We start from the raw sequence: 15,470 nt of genomic DNA, 5'->3' as shown, positions 1-15,470 counted from the left end.
TTTTTTTCCTCGAACGATGTTATTCCATTCTTCCCTACGCAAGGAGCTGTCGCGCAGCTTCGGAGCGACCCTCGTGGTTCTGGTCACCATCGTGATGACCATGATGCTCATCCGTACCCTCGGGCTCGCGTCCAAGGGCAGTGTGAACCCGCAAGAGGTGTTCCTAGTGATGGCCTATACGGTGCTCGGCTACATGCCGACCATCCTGAGCCTGAGCCTGTTCATCGCCATCGTCGGCACCCTCTCGCGCATGTACCGCGACAGCGAGATGGTCATCTGGTTCTCCAGCGGCCGGGGCCTGGCGGACTTCGTGGAGCCGCTGTTCCGCTTCGCCTGGCCGGTGCTGATCCTGATCGCCGTGATGGCGCTGGTGGGCTGGCCCTGGGCCAACTCGCAGACCATGGGCATGCGCCAGCAATACGAGCAGCGCAGCGACATCGAACGCGTCACGCCCGGCGAGTTCCGTGAATCGTCGGGCCGCATGCGCGTCTTCTTCATCGACAAGGACACGCCGGACGGCGCCACTGCCACCAACGTCTTCATCTGGGCGATCGAGCGCGGCCTGCAGATCACTACCTCGGCGCGCAGCGGCCGCATCGAGGACGTGGGCCCCAACCGCTTCCTGATGCTCAGCAACGGCCAGCGCCTGGAGCGCCCGCTGCTGCCGACCTCGGGCCTCAAGATCAGCGAATTCAAGACCTACGGCACCCGCGCCGGCGGCAGCTCCGACGCCACGGCCAACACCACCCCGCCGCGCGCCCGCACCACGCTGTCGCTGCTGCGCGACCGCAGCACCGCGGCGCTCGGCGAACTGGGCTGGCGCATCGGCATGCTGCTGGCGGCCATCAACTTCGTGCTGCTGGCGCTGACCGTCTCAAGCGTGAATCCGCGTGTGGGCCGCAGCGGCAACCTGCTGTTCGCGCTGTTCGCCTTCGTCATCTACTACAACCTGCTGAACCTGGGACAGAGCTGGATCAGCTCCGGCCGCTACGGCATGGGCACCTTCATGCTCCTGCTGCACGGCGGCGTCTTCCTGATCGCAGTGGCCTGGCTGGGCCTGCGCAACAACAACTGGGCTCGCCGCAGCAAGCCCGGCCGCGTGATCGCAGGCGGCCTGGCGGCCCCGCAGCCTTCCAAGATCGACCCGACCACGTGAAAACCATCCGACGCCTGATCTATGTCGAGGCACTGAAGGCGGTGGCCTTCGTGACGCTCGGCTTCCTGTGCCTGTTCTTCTTCTTCGACTTCGTCGATGAACTGCAATCCGTCGGCAAGCCCGAAAGCCTCGCCTACGGTCCGATGCAGGCGCTGATCTACGTGACGCTGCTGGTTCCGAGCCACCTCTACGAGTTGCTGCCCATCACCGTGCTGATCGGCTGCATCTTCGTGATGGCGCGTCTCGCGCAGAGCTCCGAATACACCATCCTGCGTACCAGCGGCCTCGGGCCGTGGCGGGCACTCCGCACGCTGCTGCTGCTCGGCGTGGGCTTCGTCATCCTCACCTTTGCCATAGGCGACTACATCGCGCCACTGTCTGAGCGCACCGGGCAGTTGCTCAAGTCGCGCTACCAGGGCACCTACTCGCTGGTGGGCAACACGGGCGCCTGGCTCAAGGAGAAGCGCGACAACGTGTCGTATGCGGTGAACGTGCTGTCGATCTCGCGCGACGGCTCGCTCAAGAACGCGCGCATCTTCGAGTTCGACGCCAATGGCTATGTGAGCAAGCAGCTGGTCGTCAAGTCCGCCCGCATCCTCGACGGGCACTGGGCGCTGGCGGACATCGAGAAGCAGGACTACGACACGCGCAGCGCCGCAGACAAGGCCCGCATCGTCACCACCGAGATCCCGCAGATGGACTGGCCGACTTCGCTGACGGCCGAAATGGTGTCCGTGGCGCTGCTGCGGCCAGACCGCATGAGCACGATCGACCTGTTCGACTACATCCGCCACCTGGATGCCAACGGCCAGACGGCGCAGCGCTACGAAATCGAGTTCTGGCGCAAGGTGTTCTATCCGCTGTCGTGCCTGGTGATGGTGGTGCTCGCCCTTCCCTTCGCCTATCTGCACTTCCGGCAGGCCGGCATCACCACCTACGTGTTCGGCGGCGTGATGATCGGCATCAGCTTCTTCCTGCTGAACAACGTGTTCGGCTACCTCGGCAACCTCAGCAATTGGTCGCCATGGCTCACGGCAGCAGCGCCAGGACTTATCTACTCGGTGATGTCGTTGACGGCCTTCAGCTGGCTGGTTCTACGAAGATGACCATGGCGGCTGAAATGCGCGGCATCGTGCTGCTGGCACACGGTTCGCGCGATGAGCGCTGGCGCGAACCCATCGAGGCAGTGGCCGCGCGGGTTCTGAAAGACGACCCCGCAGCCCACGTCGTGTGCGCATACATGGAACTGGCCACGCCGGATCTCCATTCGGCCGCAGCCGGCCTGATTGCCGATGGCGCCACCGCCCTCCGCGTCGTTCCCCTGTTCCTTGGCATGGGCAAGCATGCCCGCGAAGATTTGCCGCTTCAGCTCGACGCCCTCCGCAAGGCGTGGCCGCAGGTCGATTTCTCGCTCGCCCGCATCGTCGGCGAGGAGCCGGAACTGGTCGAATTGCTGGCCAGAATTGCGGCCAAATCCTGAGACCCGGCAATTCGATAGATTGCGAAGGCATAATGAATTCCGCAATAAGACGGAATTTGATATGAATCTGCACCAATTCAAGTTTGTTCAGGAAGCCGTGCGGCGCAACCTGAACCTCACCGAGGCCGCCAAGGCGCTCCACACCTCGCAGCCTGGCGTTTCCAAGGCCATCATCGAACTCGAAGAAGAGCTGGGCGTCGAAATCTTTGCGCGCCACGGCAAGCGCCTCAAACGCGTGACCGAGCCGGGCCAGCACGTCATTGCCAGCATCGAATTGATCATGCGCGAGGTGGGCAACCTTAAGCGCATCGGCGAGCAGTTCAGCGCGCAGGACAGCGGCACCCTCTCCATCGCCACCACCCACACCCAGGCGCGCTACGTGCTGCCGGTGCCCGTGGCCAACCTGCGCGAGGCTTATCCGAAGGTCAACGTGAGCCTGCACCAGGGCTCGCCCGATCAGGTCGCGCGCATGGTGATCGACGAGATCGCCGAGATCGGCATCGCCACCGAATCGCTGGACGGCTACGCCGAACTCGTGACCCTGCCCTGCTACGAATGGCAGCACGTGCTGGTGCTGCCCAAGGACCATCCGCTGGCCGCCAAGGAGCGCATTTCGCTCGAGGACCTGGCGCTCGAGCCGATCATCACCTACCACCCGTCGTTCACCGGCCGCACGCGCATCGACCACGCCTTCGCGCAGAAGAAGCTCACGCCGCGCATCGCGCTCGAAGCCATCGACTCCGACGTGATCAAGACCTACGTGCGCCTCGGCCTGGGCGTGGGCATCGTGGCCGAGATGGCGGTGCGCGACGAGTCGAATGCCGATCTCGTGGTGCGCCCGATGGGCCATGTGTTCGGCCAGAATATTGCCCGTGTCGCGTTCAAGCGCAGCGCGTATCTGCGCAACTTCGTCTTCAAGTTCGCCGAACTGCTGTCCGACCGGCTCGACCGCAACCTGATCGCCAAGGCCCTGAGCGGCCATCAACAAGACTACGAGCTATGAGCACTGTGCTTTCCCCACGCACGCCCGAAATCACGACCAAGCTGCCGGCAGTCGGCACCACCATCTTCACCGTCATGTCGGCGCTGGCCGCCGAGAAGAACGCGGTCAACCTCGGGCAGGGATTTCCGGATTTCCACTGCGATCCGAAGCTGCTCGAAGACGTGACGGCCGCCATGGCCGCGGGCCACAACCAGTACCCGCCGATGCCGGGTATTCCGGCGCTGCGCGATGCCATCGCCGCCAAGATTTCCGCGCTCTACGGCCATAGCTACAACGCTGGCACCGAGATCACCGTCACCGCAGGCGCGACGCAGGCCATCATCACCGCCATCCTGGCTATCGTGCGGCCGGGCGACGAGGTGATCGTGCTGGAGCCCTGCTACGACAGCTACGTGCCCAACATCGATCTGGCCGGCGGCAGCGTGGTGCGTGTGCCGCTCGTGCCCGGCACCTTCCGCCCCGACTTCGACAAGATTGCAGCGGCGATGAGCCCGCGCACCCGAGCGATCATCATCAACACGCCGCACAACCCGAGCGCGACGGTCTGGACCGAGGCCGAGATGCGCAAGCTCGAGGAACTGCTCGCTCCGACCGATGTGTTCGTGATTGCCGACGAGGTCTACGAGCACATGGTGTTCGATGCCGCGCGCCACGAAAGCGTGGCCCGCTTTCCGGGCCTGGCGGCGCGCAGCTTCATCGTCAGCAGCTTCGGCAAGACCTACCACGTGACCGGCTGGAAGGTCGGCTACGTGGCCGCGCCCGCCCCGCTGATGGCCGAGTTCCGCAAGGTGCACCAGTTCAACGTGTTCACCGTCAACACGCCGATGCAGCATGCGCTCGCGCAGTACATGGCCGAGCCGAAGCCGTATCTCGAACTGCCGGCGTTCTACCAGCGCAAGCGCGATCTCTTCGCCGCGGGCCTGGCAGAGAAGACGCGCTTCAAGCTACTGCGCAGCGAAGGCAGCTACTTCCAGTGCGTGGACATCTCGGCCGTGAGCGATCTCTCCGAGGCCGACTTCTGCCTGTGGCTCACCCGCGAGATCGGCGTTGCGGCGATTCCGCTGTCCGCGTTCTACGGCAACGGCTTCGACCAGCGCGTGGTGCGCTTCTGTTTCGCCAAGAAGGACGAGACGCTCGTCGCCGCGCTGGACCGGCTCGCGAAGCTCTGACAGCGGACACGAGGATCCAGGCGCCGCGATGACGATGAACCGGCCCCGTTGGATCCTGCTGGCGCTGGGCCTCTCGTTCTTCATCGTTGGCGTGGCCGACGCCTTCATGCCGCCGCTGCGCGGCAAGGGCTACAGCGCACTCGACGTGGCGCATGCGGTCCTGATTTCTGCGCTCTGCTACACGTGGTGCCGCGCCGAGGGCCTCGCGCGCGGCGTGATCCCGCCCGGTCGCTCGGCGCTGCTCGCGGGCATGTTTCCGCTGCTGGGCATTCCGGTCTATTTCTTTCGCACCCGCCCCTGGCGGCGAGCGCTGGTGTCCACGCTGTGGGCGGTGGGTTTCCTGGCGATGGGCCTCGTGCTGGCCGCTGTTGGCACCCTGTTGAGCGAGCTGGTGCGAAGCTGAAAAGCACCTCCAATGAACTCCGCCCGCATCATCAAATTCGTCTTCGGCCTCGTCGGCGTGCTGATGCTCGTCGGCGCCGGGCTGCTGTACCAGAACACCACGAAGTTCATCGCTTCGGCCAGCCGGGCGCAAGGCGAGGTGATCGACTTGCTGCGCGTGGAGAGTTCGCGCCGCAACAGCTCGGACACATGGCGCCCGATGGTGCACTTCAAGCTGCCGTCCGGCGAAATCATCGAGTTCACGCCATCGAGCAGCAGCAGCCCGCCCGCCTACGACAAGGGAGAGATCGTGGAGGTGTTCTTCAATCCCGCCGATCCGAAGGACGCCCGGCTGAATGGCTTCTTCGATCTCTGGGGCGGCGCTGCCATCGTCGGCGGGCTGGGCGCCGTGTTCCTGGCATTCGCCATCGGCATGCACTTCCTGCTCTCCGACGAAGCAAGCGCCAAGCGCCGACGCCTACGGTAGGACAGCCCTGACCGCCGAAGGGGCGGCTCTCCGGCGCCTCGCGCGCCCCGGGACGATGAGCATCAAGGCTCGTTACAACAAACGTCCCAGGAGAAAACCATGTCCCTCTCGTTCATTCTGCTCATCGTCCTGATCCTGATATTGATCGGCGCGCTGCCGAGCTGGGGTTACAGCCGCTCCTGGGGGTATGGACCAAGCGGCGGCGTCGGCCTCATCGTGCTGATCGTCGTCATCCTGGTGCTGATGGGCCGCATATAGCGCCCGCCTTGCACTGAAAAGAAGCCCGCCTTGCAGCGGGCTTTTTCATGCCTGCAGCTGGGCCCAGGCCTTGTCCAGCCGCTTGACGCTCACTGGCTGCGGCGTGCGCAGCTCCTGCGCGAAGAAGCTCACCCGAAGCTCCTCCAGCAGCCAGCGGAACTCGAGCATGCGGTCGTCCACCACGCCCTTGCGCTCGGCTACGAGGCGCCAATAGCGCTGCTCCTGCGGGCGAAGTTCGGCGAGCTTCGAGGCGTCGCGCGCGGGGTCGGCGCGCAGCTTGTCCAGGCGCAGCACGATGGCCTTCAGGTAGCGCGCGAAGTGCTGCAGTTGCGTCCACGGCGAATCGGCGATGAAGCGCTTGCCGACGAGCTTCTGCAGTTGCTGCGCGGCGTCCTGCACGGCCTCGGGCTGGATCTTGGTGTCCTTGATCTTGCGCGCGGCAGCGGCGTATTCGACGAGGATGGTCGACGCGAGCCGCGCCACCTCGTTCGCGATCAGCGTGAGCCGCCCGCGTCCCTCTTCCAGCCGGCGCTTGAAGGCGAACTCGTCGGTAGGCAGCGGTTCCTGCAGGAAGGCGCGGTCGATCGCCACGTCGATGATCTGCGCGCGCAGTTCCTCCGAGGTGCCCAGCGGCATGTAGGCCACGGCCATCTTCTGCAAGTCGGGGATGTTCTTCTCGAGGTACTTGAGCGCGTCCTTCAGCTGCAGCGCGAACAGGCGGCGAAGGCCCGCGCGGTGCTTCGCGGCGGCCACGGCGGGCTCGTCGAACACCTCGATCGTCACTGCGTCGCCTTCGTCGCGCAGCGCGGGAAAGCCGATGAGCGACTGCGATCCGCGCCGCACCTCCATCAGCTCCGGCAGTTCGCCGAAGGTCCAGGCCGTGTAGCGCTGGCCGGCGGGCAACGCGGGCGTGGCCTTCTCGGGCGCCGCGCTCTTCGCAAGCGCCTTGCCTTCGTCCGCAGCAGCAGCCCTCGGCGCCGGCGATGCCTTCACATTCAGCCCCGCGAGCGCCTGGAAGGCGCCACGCGCCTGCGCGCCCAGCTCGGCCTTCAGCGCGCCGAGGTTGCGCCCCATGCCGAGCTGACGGCCGTGCTCGTCCACGATGCGCAGGTTCATGAACAGGTGCGGCGGCAGCATGTCGAGCTTGAAGTCGGCGCGCTTCACGTCGATGCTGGTCATGTCGCGCACGCGCTTGAGCAGCACGTCGGTGAGCGAACCGGCGCCGAACAGCTCGGGCGCCGAGAGTTCTTCCGCCAGCTTCGCCGCCGATTCGGGCAGCGGCACCAGCCGCGAGCGCGGGCGCTGTGGCAGGCTCTTGAGCAGCGCCTGGATCTTGTCCTTGAGCATGCCGGTCACCAGCCACTCGCAGCGCTCCTCGCTCACCTGGTTGAGCACGAAGAGCGGCACGCTGACCGTCAAGCCGTCCTTCGCATCACCGGGTTCGTGCAGGTAGCTCGCGGCGCAATCGACGCCGCCAAGCCGCAGCGTCGGCGGGAATGATTGCGTCGTGATGCCGGCCGCCTGGTGACGCATCAGCTCGTCGCGCGTGAGGTACAGCAGGCGCGGCTGCTCCCTGGAGGCATGGCGGTACCAGTTCTCGAAGCTGATGCCGCTCGCCACGTCGGCGGGCAGTTGCGCGTCGTAGAACGCGAAGATCAGCTCTTCATCGACCAGCACGTCCTGCCGGCGCGCCTTGTGCTCCAGGCCTTCGACCTCGCGCACCAGCTTGCGGTTTGCGGTGAGGAACGGGAACTTGCTTTCCCACTGGCCGCCGACCAGCGCTTCGCGGATGAAGATCTCGCGCGCCGCGACCGGATCGACCTTCGTGAAATCAACGCGGCGCCCGCTGTACACCACGAGGCCGTACAAGGTCGCACGCTCCAGCGCCGACACCTGCGCGCCCTTCTTCTCCCAGTGAGGATCGAGCAACTGCTTCTTCAGCAGATGCCCCGCCACCTGTTCGAGCCACAGCGGCTCGATGTTGGCGATGCCGCGGCCGAAGAGCCGCGTTGTCTCGACCAGTTCGGCCGCGACGATCCAGCGGCCCGGCTTCTTCTTCAGGTGAGCACCGGGATGCTTGTAGAACTTGATCCCGCGCGCGCCGAGGTACGCCTCGTCGTCTTCGAGCTTCCAGCCGACGTTGCCCAAGAGCCCCGCGAGCATCGACAGGTGCAGCGGCTCGTAGCCGGCCGGCTCCGCGTTGATGCGCCACTTGTGCTCGGTGACCACGGTGAGCAGCTGCGAGTGGATGTCACGCCATTCCCGCACACGGCGGATGTTGATGAAGTTCTGGCGCAGCAGCTGCTCGTACTGGCGGTTGCTGAGCTTGTGCGTATCGCCATGGCCGCCGCGCGCGTCGGCGATCCATTTCCACAGGCGCAGGTAACCGCTGAATTCGCTCTTCTCGTCGTCGAACTTCGAGTGCGCCTGGTCGGCCTGCTGCTGCGCTTCCATCGGCCGGTCGCGCACGTCCTGCACGCTGAGGGCCGAGGCGATGACCAGCACCTCTTCGAGCGCGCCGCGCGTGCGGGCTTCGAGAATCATCCGGCCGACGCGCGGGTCGAGCGGGAGCTTGGCGAGTTCGGCGCCGGTGGCGGTGAGCTCGTTCCCGTCGTCGACCGCGCCGAGTTCGTTGAGCAGTTGGTAGCCGTCGGCAATCGCGCGCGGCGACGGCGCTTCGAGGAACGGAAACTGCGCCACATCACCCAGCCGCAGCGACTTCATCCGCAGGATCACGCCCGCGAGCGAGGAGCGCAGGATTTCCGGATCGGTGAAGCGCGGGCGGCCTTGGAAATCCTTCTCGTCGTACAGCCGGATGCAGATGCCGTTCGCCACGCGGCCGCAGCGGCCCGCGCGCTGGTTGGCCGCGGCCTGGCTGATCGGCTCGACCAGCAATTGCTCGACCTTGCTGCGGAAGCTGTAGCGCTTGACGCGCGCCGTGCCGGTGTCGATGACGTAGCGCGTGCCCGGCACCGTGAGCGAGGTCTCGGCCACGTTGGTGGCGAGCACGATGCGCCGGCCGGTGTGGCTGTCGAAGATGCGGTCCTGCTCGGGGCCAGAGAGCCGCGCGAACAGAGGCAGCACCTCGGCGTCGCGGAACAGCGGCTGGTGGCTCAGGTGGCGGCGCAGATGGTCGGCCGCCTCGCGGATCTCGCGCTCGCCGGGCAGGAAGACAAGTATGTCGCCCGCGTTGTGCGGATCGCGCCAGAGCTCGTCGACGCCATCTGCAATCGCGTCGTTCAGGTCGTGCTCGCGCGATTCCTCGAAGGGGCGGTAGCGCTGCTCGACCGGGAAGGTGCGGCCCGAGACGTAGATGATCGGCGCCGGAATCATTGGCCCCCACGCTCCGCGCTGCGCGTCGTCGCTGCCCCCCAAGGGGGCCGCCCCCGCCTTGGGGCGGCCCGGCGGCGGGGTGGCCGATGCGAAGTGCTGCGCGAAGCGGTCGGCATCGATGGTTGCCGAAGTGACGATCACCTTCAGGTCCGGACGCCGCGGAAGAATTTCGCGCAGGTAGCCGAGCAGGAAGTCGATGTTCAGCGAGCGCTCGTGGGCCTCGTCGATGATGAGCGTGTCGTAGGCCTTGAGCAGCGGATCGGTCTGCGTCTCGGCCAGCAGGATGCCGTCGGTCATGAGCTTGACCGAGGCATCGCGGCTCAGGCGGTCTTGAAAGCGCACCTTGAAGCCGACCACGTCGCCCAGCGGCGTCTTCAGTTCTTCGGCGATGCGCTTGGCCACCGAGCTCGCGGCGATGCGCCGCGGCTGCGTGTGGCCGATGAGCCGGCCCTTGCCCGGCTCGGCGTTGATCTTGCCGCGGCCGAGCGCGAGAGCGATCTTGGGCAACTGCGTGGTCTTGCCCGAGCCGGTTTCGCCGCAGACGATCACGACCTGGTTCGCCTGGATGGCGGCCATGATTTCGTCGCGCCGGCCGGAGACGGGAAGCGATTCGGGGAACTCGATGCGCAAGGGGGCGGAGGGTGTCGTGGTCGTCAAGGGAAAGCAGTCGTCGGGACGCGGCGGGCAAACCACGGATTATCGGCGCGCGGCGCGGCTGTTGCACGGCTTCCACAGAGCGGCGGCCTTCGCGCAACGCGTGGCGTAAATATTCTTTACTCGACCTCGGCTCGTCGCTAGGATCGCGTCCATGTCCTTCCTTGCCCTCACTCCCTTGCGCAGTCGCTGCGCACGCCATGCGCTCCCAACGCATGGCCGGGTCAGGTTGCTCCGCCCGGCCTGAGGCCCGCGCCACTTTTTCGAGTCGCGCGCTTCAGCCTCGGAAGCGCAGCAACCGTCCCTTCACAGCGTCTGTCTGCCGCTCCCTCGTTGCGAGGGGGTGGCCGCTTTTTCGTACCTGTTTCGTTCAAAGAAATCATTCCATGTCCACCGACATCCATTCCGAACTGCATGCCGAGCTCGCCGAGCGCACGAAGCACCTGCAGACCGTCGCCCGATCGCTGAAGGAAGAACTCTTCGGCATCGACGACATCATCGATCGCGTGATCGAATCGCTGCGCGCCTGGTATGTGCTGCCGCAGCTCATCAGCCGCCCGGTCATCGTGTGTCTCTGGGGCCTGACCGGCACCGGCAAGACGCAGCTGGTGCGCAAGCTCGCCCAGCACCTGGGCTTCTACGACCGCTTCATCGAAGTGCAGATGGACGGCTTCAGCCACGGCTCGGGCCACCACAGCCGCGGCTCCATCTCGGCCATGCTGGCCGAGTCGGGCATCGTCGAGGGCACGCCGGGCATCCTGGTGCTGGACGAGTTCCAGCGCTTTCGCACCGTGGACGGCAACGGCCACGACGCCAAGGTCGAGCGTTACCAGGACGTGTGGGCGCTGCTGTCCGACGGCCGCCTGCCGCCCGCGCTCTCGATGCTCGGCGAGATCGAGTCTTCGCTCGCGTACGCAGAGTACGAGCAGGACCGCGACGGCCCCGCCGACAAGAAGAAGCTCAAGAAGCGCAAGCTGCACCTCTCGCCCTGGGAGGCGCGCGAGGTCAAACGCTGCCTGAAGCTGCCCGAGACCCTGCTGCAGATCATGGCCTGGAAGCCAGCCGAGGTGCATGCGCGCCTGCGCGCCTTCCGCGACACGCAGCAGAACTGGGAGACCGACTACAGCAAGCTGCTGGTGTTCGTCTCGGGCAACCTGGACGAGATGTACGCCGAGACCGCCCAGCGCGTCGAGGACTGCGACACCGACGCCGACATCTTCCACGCGCTCACGAAGAAGCTCTCGGTCATCGACGTGAAGAAGGCGCTCGCCAATCGCTTCCGTCCCGAGCAGATCGCGCGCCTGGGCAACAACCATGTGATCTACCCATCGTTCAACCGCGCGACCTACGTGCAGCTGATCCTGTCGATCTGCGACCGCTACGTGAGCGAGATCCAGGAGAGCTCCGGCGTGCGCTTCGTGCTCGACGCGGGCGTGTACGAGCAGATCTACGCCAACGCCGTGTTCCCGGCGCAGGGCACGCGCCCGCTGTTCTCGTCGATCCACGCGATCCTGAGCGCGACGCTGGTCAACGCGGCGCTGTGGGCGCTGGAGCGCGGCGCGGACGGCGCCGAGCCGGTGTGGCTCACGCTGGACGCGAGCGTGCCATGCATCGTGGCGAAGTACCGCAAGGCGCGCCGCCAGTTCCCGGTCACGCTCGAACTCAACCGCCTGAAGCAGCGATCGAGCGAGGACTTCCGCGCCCTGCTCGCGGTGCACGAGGCGGGCCACGGCGTGATCTACGGCGTGCTCTTCGGCCGCGCGCCGCAGGAGATCAAGATCAACGTGGCCTCGTTCGAGGGCGGCTACAACAGCTACGAGCAGCGCAAGGCCTGGTCGAAGGAGAACCTGCGCGACCGCATCTGCGTGAGCCTCGCGGGCCGCGCCGCCGAGCAGATGGTGTTCGGCGGCGAGGCCTGCACCTCGGGCGCCTCGCAGGACTTCATGCAGGCCACGGCCAACGCCGCGCAGTACGTGCGCCACTACGCCTTCGGCTCGCGCTTCAGCCGCACCGACATCGCGAACGACGCCAACGACGACCTGAACACCGACGTCGAGGCGACGAACCCCGAGATCGAGGCGCTGCTCGCTCAGGAGCACGCACGCGCGCTCGCGCTGCTCGAAACGCACACGGCCGCGCTGATGGCGGTGGTCGATGCGCTGATGCGCGAAGGCTCGATCGCCCCGGCCGAACTGGCGGCTCTGCTCGACCTGCCCGCCACCCCGGCAGGCGAGTCGACCGACGCCTATGCGGCGCTGCTTGCGACCTTCCGCGCCCGCAAGGCGGATGTGCTGCAGCCGTCGGCCGACGAAGGCCGCGGCTCGGGTCCGCCCGCGGCCGCGGCCCGCGTGCTGCGCGCGTTGGCCTGAGCCGTACGAAATGCCTTCCAAGAATGCACAATCACGCCCCATGTCCACCGTCTTCAATTTCACCTTCGTGCCCTGGTTCCGCTCGGTCGCGCCCTACATCCACACGCACCGCGGTAAGACTTTCGTGGTGGCCCTCGCTGGCGAGGCGATCGCGGCCGGCAAGCTGCAGAACATCGCGCAAGACCTGGCGCTGATCCAGAGCATGGGCGTGAAGATCGTGCTGGTGCACGGCTTCCGTCCGCAGGTCAACGAGCAGTTGGCGGCCAAGGGCCACGAGGCGCAGTACTCGCATGGCATCCGCATCACCGATGCGGTGGCGCTCGACTCGGCCCAGGAAGCCGCCGGCCAGTTGCGCTACGAGATCGAAGCGGCCTTCAGCCAGGGCCTGCCGAACACGCCGATGGCCGGCTCGACGGTGCGGGTGATCTCGGGCAACTTCATCACCGCGCGCCCCGTGGGCGTGGTCGATGGCGTGGACTTCAAGCATTCGGGCCTCGTGCGCAAGGTCGATGCGTCCGGCATCCGCCGCACGCTCGATTTCGGCGCGATGGTGCTCATGTCTCCCTTCGGCTTCTCGCCCACGGGCGAGGCCTTCAACCTCACGATGGAAGAAGTCGCCACCAGCGTGGCCATCTCGATCCAGGCCGACAAGCTGATCTTCCTGACCGAAATCCCGGGCATCCGCATCGACAGCGAACTGCCCGAGAGCGAAGACAACCCGATCGACACCGAACTGCCGCTGGACGCCGCCGAGAAGTTGCTCGCTTCCCTTCCCCCCGCGCAGAAACCCACCGACACCGCGTTCTATCTGCAGCACTGCGTGAAAGCCTGCAAGGCCGGCGTGGAGCGCAACCACATCCTGCCCTTCGCGCTCGACGGCTCGCTGCTGCTGGAGATCTACGTGCACGACGGCGTCGGCACCATGGTGATCGATGAAAAGCTCGAGAGCCTGCGCGAAGCCACGGTGGACGACATCGGCGGCATCCTGCAACTGATCGAGCCCTTCGAGCGCGACGGCACGCTGGTCAAGCGCGACCGCACCGAGATCGAGCGCGACGTGGGCCACTACACGGTGATCGAGCACGACGGCGTGATCTTCGGCTGCGCGGCGCTGTACCCGTACCCCGAGGCGAAGACGGCCGAGATGGCCGCGCTGACCGTCTCGCCGCTCTCGCAGTCGCAAGGCGACGGCGAACGCATCCTGAAGCGCATCGAGCACCGCGCCAAGTCGATGGGCCTGGAAAGCATCTTCGTGCTCACCACGCGCACGATGCACTGGTTCTTGAAGCGCGGCTTCCAGCAGGTCAACCCCGACTGGCTGCCCGAGGCCCGCAAGCGCAAGTACAACTGGGACCGCAAGAGCATGGTCCTGGTCAAGAAGATCTGAAGAACACCCAGACGGAGACACCCCGATGACGCTCGCCACCGCCCTGCTGTTCGCCATCGTGGCCTTCGCCGCCATCGCCACGCCCGGCCCCACCGTTTTGCTGGCGCTCAGCAACGGCTCGCGCCACGGCGTGCGGCGCGCGCTACCGGGGATGTTCGGCGCGGTGCTGTCGGACTTCGTGCTGGTCGGCGCCGTGGCGCTCGGGCTCGGGGCGCTGCTGGCGGCGTCGGAGTTCTGGTTCTCGATGCTGAAATGGGTCGGTGCGGCCTACCTGGCCTGGCTGGGACTGCGCATGCTGCGGTCCAAGGGCGGCTTCCAGTTGCCGGACGCCGACGCGGCGGCCACGGTCACTGCGGGCGAAAGCCGGCGCATCTTCTTCAAGTCGTTTCTCGTGGCGGTGACCAACCCCAAGGGCTACATCTTCTGCTCGGCGCTGCTGCCGCAGTTCATCGACCCGACGGCTGCGCAGGCGCCGCAGTACCTGATCATCGCGTTGATCTTCGCGGGCCTGGACACGCTGGTGATGCTGGCCTACGCGTTCGTCGGCGCCCGCGCGATCCGGCTCCTGACGATCTCGGCCACGCGCTGGATCGACCGCGCCTGCGGCGGCATGCTGCTAGCGTTGGCGGGTTCGCTCGCCTTCTACCGGCGCAGCGCCGCCTGACCCCTCGACCGCTGTCCTCAGGCAGCGGCGCCCTCCCCACGATGTTCCCCCGGGGCCCGAACGGGCTCCGATGTTTTCGGCAGGCCATGCCACGGCCTGCCTTTTCGGTTTTCTTAACGGAGGAAAAGAAAGAATGAAGTACCAGACACTTTTGGGAGCCACCCTCGTCGCCATTTCGGCGCTCGTCGCAGCTTGTGGCGACAAGGCGGACAAGACCTCGCAGGGCCAGGCCCCGGTCGCCGCCAAGCAGTCCAGCGACGAGCAGCAGCTCGTCGAGAAATACAACATCTACGTCGACGTCTCCAACACCCTGAGCACCTCGTTCCAGGAAGCACGCGAGAACTACGTCGAGAACCAGGTTCCGCTGCTGAAGGCCAAGGCGCCGCTGACCAGCCTGCGCATCCAGAACGACATCCTCGTCGACCGCTCGGCCAAGAGGCTGGACGCCGCCGTTGCCATCGCCGCGCCGCTGCCCGAGATCGACGAGTCGGCCAAGGCGTTCTCGGCTGCGCTCAAGGTGCTGTCGCCTCTGAGCCGCGAGCTGAACGACTACGCCAACTCCAAGGGCTACCTCGCCGACAACGGCGACAAGGCGCGCCAGCTGAGCAATGACTACCTGGCCGCGCTCACCACCGTTGCCGAAGCCGAAGCCGCGTTCGACAAGGGCCTGGGCGCCCGCGACCAGGCGCTCACCAAGGAAGCCTTCGAGAAGGCGCCCAAGGACACCGCCGCCTACTACCGCGCCGGGCTCATCTATCACGGCAAGGTCAACCACGCCGATGCCAGCGTGCTGTTCGCGGCGCCCAACGATCCGAAGGCGCTCGCCGCCTTCGAAGCCTCGCTCGCGCTGGTGGCCGACTCGGCCGCGGGTTGGAGCAAGAAGATGGCCGAGCAGTCGACCCAGAGCGGCAAGAGCTGCAGCGGCGGCATGCTGCAGATCAACGAGTTCATCGGCCAGTCGCGCTCGATGGTCAAGGACATCAAGGACGGCGTGTTCGCCCGCAAGGAGACCGGCGCCATGGCCCGGATGCCGGCGCACATGCGCAGCTCCAGCATCGTGAGCTCGGCCAATCGCTACAACCAGAACTTCGCCAACATGATCGGGCAGTTCAACCACCCGCTCTGCTGA

At 66.3% G+C, this 15,470-nt stretch carries 13 protein-coding genes; 12 read left to right on the top strand and 1 reads right to left on the bottom strand.

Annotation, left to right across the window (positions count from 1 at the left end):
- Window positions 1-16: 16 nt before the first annotated feature.
- From lptF to VARPA_RS30610, 8 genes are all read left to right on the top strand, one after another.
- On the top strand, window positions 17-1,156 hold the full coding sequence (gene lptF / locus VARPA_RS14125; RefSeq protein WP_013541248.1) for an LPS export ABC transporter permease LptF: 1,140 nt from the start codon (window positions 17-19) through the stop codon (window positions 1,154-1,156).
- Complete coding sequence (lptG, locus tag VARPA_RS14120; protein WP_013541247.1) at window positions 1,153-2,262, top strand: LPS export ABC transporter permease LptG; 1,110 nt, start codon at window positions 1,153-1,155, stop codon at window positions 2,260-2,262. The genes lptF and lptG overlap by 4 nt, the downstream gene beginning before the upstream one ends.
- Window positions 2,259-2,636 (top strand): sirohydrochlorin chelatase, encoded by a 378-nt coding sequence (locus tag VARPA_RS14115; RefSeq protein ID WP_013541246.1) that lies wholly within the window; start codon window positions 2,259-2,261, stop codon window positions 2,634-2,636. Before lptG ends, VARPA_RS14115 begins: the two co-directional genes overlap by 4 nt.
- 61 nt (window positions 2,637-2,697) lie before the next feature.
- Window positions 2,698-3,639 (top strand): CysB family HTH-type transcriptional regulator, encoded by a 942-nt coding sequence (locus tag VARPA_RS14110; protein WP_013541245.1) that lies wholly within the window; start codon window positions 2,698-2,700, stop codon window positions 3,637-3,639.
- Window positions 3,636-4,808, top strand: a complete 1,173-nt coding sequence (locus VARPA_RS14105; protein WP_013541244.1) for a pyridoxal phosphate-dependent aminotransferase — start codon at window positions 3,636-3,638, stop codon at window positions 4,806-4,808. The genes VARPA_RS14110 and VARPA_RS14105 overlap by 4 nt, the downstream gene beginning before the upstream one ends.
- Window positions 4,809-4,842: 34 nt before the next feature.
- Window positions 4,843-5,211 (top strand): rard protein, encoded by a 369-nt coding sequence (locus tag VARPA_RS14100; protein ID WP_144298986.1) that lies wholly within the window; start codon window positions 4,843-4,845, stop codon window positions 5,209-5,211.
- A 12-nt stretch (window positions 5,212-5,223) separates the two neighbouring features.
- Window positions 5,224-5,676 carry a DUF3592 domain-containing protein gene (locus VARPA_RS14095; RefSeq protein WP_049794420.1) on the top strand — a complete coding sequence of 151 codons (453 nt, stop codon included), beginning with the start codon at window positions 5,224-5,226 and terminating at the stop codon, window positions 5,674-5,676.
- Between the two features lie 99 nt (window positions 5,677-5,775).
- Window positions 5,776-5,934, top strand: a complete 159-nt coding sequence (locus tag VARPA_RS30610) for a DUF3309 family protein (RefSeq protein ID WP_013541242.1) — start codon at window positions 5,776-5,778, stop codon at window positions 5,932-5,934.
- A gap of 45 nt (window positions 5,935-5,979) precedes the next feature.
- On the opposite strand, the gene hrpA is transcribed toward VARPA_RS30610, so the two are convergent.
- Entirely contained in the window at window positions 5,980-9,843 is a 3,864-nt protein-coding gene (gene hrpA, locus VARPA_RS14090) for an ATP-dependent RNA helicase HrpA (RefSeq protein ID WP_416367509.1), read from the bottom strand.
- 464 nt (window positions 9,844-10,307) lie between these two features.
- Between hrpA and VARPA_RS14085 the strand changes: the two genes are divergently transcribed.
- The 4 genes from VARPA_RS14085 (at window position 10,308) to VARPA_RS14070 (ending at window position 15,470) form a co-directional block, all read left to right on the top strand.
- On the top strand, window positions 10,308-12,290 hold the full coding sequence (locus tag VARPA_RS14085) for an AAA family ATPase (protein WP_013541240.1): 1,983 nt from the start codon (window positions 10,308-10,310) through the stop codon (window positions 12,288-12,290).
- Between the two features lie 40 nt (window positions 12,291-12,330).
- Window positions 12,331-13,677, top strand: a complete 1,347-nt coding sequence (gene argA / locus VARPA_RS14080; RefSeq protein ID WP_013541239.1) for an amino-acid N-acetyltransferase — start codon at window positions 12,331-12,333, stop codon at window positions 13,675-13,677.
- A 25-nt stretch (window positions 13,678-13,702) separates the two neighbouring features.
- Window positions 13,703-14,341 (top strand): LysE family translocator, encoded by a 639-nt coding sequence (locus VARPA_RS14075; RefSeq protein ID WP_013541238.1) that lies wholly within the window; start codon window positions 13,703-13,705, stop codon window positions 14,339-14,341.
- A gap of 133 nt (window positions 14,342-14,474) precedes the next feature.
- Window positions 14,475-15,470, top strand: coding sequence for a DUF3829 domain-containing protein (locus VARPA_RS14070; RefSeq protein WP_013541237.1), 996 nt, complete (start codon window positions 14,475-14,477; stop codon window positions 15,468-15,470).

The organism is Variovorax paradoxus EPS (assembly GCF_000184745.1).
GTDB classification, from domain to species: domain Bacteria; phylum Pseudomonadota; class Gammaproteobacteria; order Burkholderiales; family Burkholderiaceae_C; genus Variovorax; species Variovorax paradoxus_C.
The sequence above is the reverse complement of the archived record's forward strand: the minus strand, read 5'-3'. Positions and strand labels throughout refer to the sequence as shown.

Coding starts and splice junctions, on each gene's coding strand:
- VARPA_RS14105 (WP_013541244.1), top strand. CDS start 3,636: ATGAGCACTGTGCTTTCCCCACGCACGCCCGAAATCACGACCAAGCTG.
- VARPA_RS14110 (WP_013541245.1), top strand. CDS start 2,698: ATGAATCTGCACCAATTCAAGTTTGTTCAGGAAGCCGTGCGGCGCAAC.
- hrpA (WP_416367509.1), bottom strand. CDS start 9,843: ATGGCCGCCATCCAGGCGAACCAGGTCGTGATCGTCTGCGGCGAAACC.
- VARPA_RS14115 (WP_013541246.1), top strand. CDS start 2,259: ATGACCATGGCGGCTGAAATGCGCGGCATCGTGCTGCTGGCACACGGT.
- argA (WP_013541239.1), top strand. CDS start 12,331: ATGTCCACCGTCTTCAATTTCACCTTCGTGCCCTGGTTCCGCTCGGTC.
- VARPA_RS14075 (WP_013541238.1), top strand. CDS start 13,703: ATGACGCTCGCCACCGCCCTGCTGTTCGCCATCGTGGCCTTCGCCGCC.
- VARPA_RS14100 (WP_144298986.1), top strand. CDS start 4,843: ATGAACCGGCCCCGTTGGATCCTGCTGGCGCTGGGCCTCTCGTTCTTC.
- VARPA_RS14070 (WP_013541237.1), top strand. CDS start 14,475: ATGAAGTACCAGACACTTTTGGGAGCCACCCTCGTCGCCATTTCGGCG.
- VARPA_RS14085 (WP_013541240.1), top strand. CDS start 10,308: ATGTCCACCGACATCCATTCCGAACTGCATGCCGAGCTCGCCGAGCGC.
- VARPA_RS14095 (WP_049794420.1), top strand. CDS start 5,224: ATGAACTCCGCCCGCATCATCAAATTCGTCTTCGGCCTCGTCGGCGTG.
- VARPA_RS30610 (WP_013541242.1), top strand. CDS start 5,776: ATGTCCCTCTCGTTCATTCTGCTCATCGTCCTGATCCTGATATTGATC.
- lptF (WP_013541248.1), top strand. CDS start 17: ATGTTATTCCATTCTTCCCTACGCAAGGAGCTGTCGCGCAGCTTCGGA.